The following is a 2330-nucleotide window of genomic DNA, read 5'->3' as shown; positions in this document are numbered from 1 at the left end:
GCTATCTAAATCTATACTATTAGGAATTACTATAAGTCCAAACCCTCCATAGTCACTATCTTTTTGAATAACTGTTTTATCAGCTAAATTTTTACCAAAAGCTTTTTTAAACTTACGTTTAATAGTTGATAGTAAGTTTGAAAAGTAGTCATAATCTACATCAATAGTTTCTTCGACACCTTGAGATTTATGCTGTTGGTAAATTTCATTAAACCTTTGCATGAATTCAGGTTCGATAGTATCGCCTTCAATATCTTTAGAAGGATAGCGCATAGTCTTACCGGCTACTCTCAATTCTGCTGCTAGGAGATAGATACTAAATTCTTTAGGAGATAGTTTGCAAAATATGTCACCTACGAATACCTTACGCTCATCATTATTTACAACTCTCAAGCGTACAGGCTGTAGTGACTCTTCAATAATATTAACGACTTCAGAAAAACCTCTATCATTTAAAATACTTTCTTTATCTAATAAGCTACGCATTCTTACGAATGGTATTTCGGCTAACCATACTTCAGCATTTTTGGCATCCCCTATGACAATTTCATTACGGTCGGATACTAAGCATGAAGTTGGAGTAGGGTAGAAGAAGTTCACAGCCCTCTCAAACTCTTCCGTAATTAAGACATGTGAAATTTTATCCTGTGCCCGGCCATACAGTGACAGCGCATATCCTGCATAGTAACCCATAGTCTTACGACCACCTGCTATTGAGACATGTAGACAAGTATCTTCATGCTTAGTTAAGTCGCGAATGAGGCCACATAAAGCATTCGCCATAACCTCGTTATGTTCAGGTGTTTTGATATCTTCTAAGGCCTTATTATTAAGCTCAACTGGAATTAGAAATTTATCATCGAATTTTATATTTATTAATTGTGGATAGTCATTCTTCATTCGATCAAAAGCGCCTTTATTGAAAAGACGCTCCTGAATTTGATTAATACCTTTTTGTGTACTCAACACATAGATTTCATCTGGTATCCATTTATCATTTCTCTTTGGGTCGCATGCCAAAGCCCATACTGTTTCAGTGATAATCTGTGGTGACATACCAGTGACAAGAAATAAGACATTTTTCATAGAATCCTTCTAGCTTTTTAGTAATTTTAATAATAGTTAAAATTATATGATTAGCATTCTTAACTTAAAAAATCAGTTATAAATCGTTCGGAACGTCATGTTTACACGGCTACCTTTAACTTTCTTTTGCTTAGGTACACTGTGTTGCCAGTGGTGTTGCAATGCACCTGCCATCACTAATACGCTGCCATGGTGTAAGGGAATTTCTATCTTACATTTATGGTCGTCTTGCAACCGTAACAAAAACCTGCGACTCTCTCCAAAGTTAATTGAAGCAATCATAGGGTCTTTTCCCAATTCTGGTTCTGCATCTGTATGCCAGCTAATGTGATCTTCACCACTGCGATACCAGTTAAGCAATACACTATTGAACTGTCGCTTGCACACTGTTTTAAGTTCGTTTCTTAGCCAGTTCAGCTTATTACTCCATGGATTAGGGTTAAGCTGGATTCCTGAGTACATATAGCTTTTATTGTTATCACCATACCAAGCAGAAATACGGGGTATCTTGTGCTTTTTGCCAAACATTTGAATGGTATCGTGATGCCAATCAATATGCTTGAATTTCAGACTATTTATATCTGGTTCTGTTTGCCAGTCATGAGTCTTCCAGTCAATGTCTTCACATGCTAAAAAATAATCTAATATCTCATCGCTTAAGACTTGATCGAAAAAATAAGGCGCATAATACAGTCGACCATGATCAATCTCTATAACAATACCTTTTCCATCCTTATGAACATGTGCAGGATAAGAGGTGTTTAGAAATAGGCCTTGGTGGATTAAATCTTGTAATGCAGTTTCAGAAGATTCAATGTCTTTAAATAAATCTAACATATTGCTTCCTTTATTATGCAGCTAGCATCGAGTTATTAGAGTTTGTTTGGTCATTCTCCCAATAAAAATACAGCTGACTAGCTTTAGAGTATCGAGTTTGCCAGCAATCGTTTAAGACTAAGTACATGTGAGTATTCAAGCCACTGTTACTATTAACCACTGATTCAGCAAAGTGCATATTATCACTAAGTAAGTTATTGCCTGACCAGGAATTCGCATAGCATGGTGCTGTAGCAAATAAGAAATTCTTGCCTGCTATGCTTTTTATTGTATTAGCTAGAGCTGGAATCGCGCTTTGAATACTTCCAATATCTAAAACATTACTTAGTAAGTGAACTGTTTCAGAACAAATTTTTTCTTGAAGCAGCAAAGGCTCATCAAGGTATTGCTTATATGTGTGTATGTAG

The 2330-nt window shown here is 36.0% G+C and carries 3 protein-coding genes; all 3 read right to left on the bottom strand.

Features of this window, described 5'->3' with window-relative positions:
* A partial coding sequence (gene csm6, locus ACT3SX_RS14780) for a CRISPR-associated ring nuclease Csm6 (RefSeq protein ID WP_444518796.1) occupies positions 1 to 1086 on the bottom strand: 1086 nt, incomplete at its 3' end.
* A 72-nt stretch (positions 1087 to 1158) separates the two neighbouring features.
* Positions 1159 to 1923, bottom strand: coding sequence for an alpha-ketoglutarate-dependent dioxygenase AlkB family protein (locus ACT3SX_RS14775; protein ID WP_444761817.1), 765 nt, complete (start codon positions 1921 to 1923; stop codon positions 1159 to 1161).
* Between the two features lie 13 nt (positions 1924 to 1936).
* Positions 1937 to 2330 (bottom strand): hypothetical protein (locus tag ACT3SX_RS14770; RefSeq protein ID WP_444519242.1); only part of this gene is annotated, 394 nt, incomplete at its 5' end.

It is taken from the genome of Psychrobacter sp. AOP31-B2-9 (assembly GCF_052378005.1).
Classification (GTDB): Bacteria; Pseudomonadota; Gammaproteobacteria; order Pseudomonadales; family Moraxellaceae; genus Psychrobacter.
This window is presented reverse-complemented; position numbering and strand designations above follow the sequence as displayed.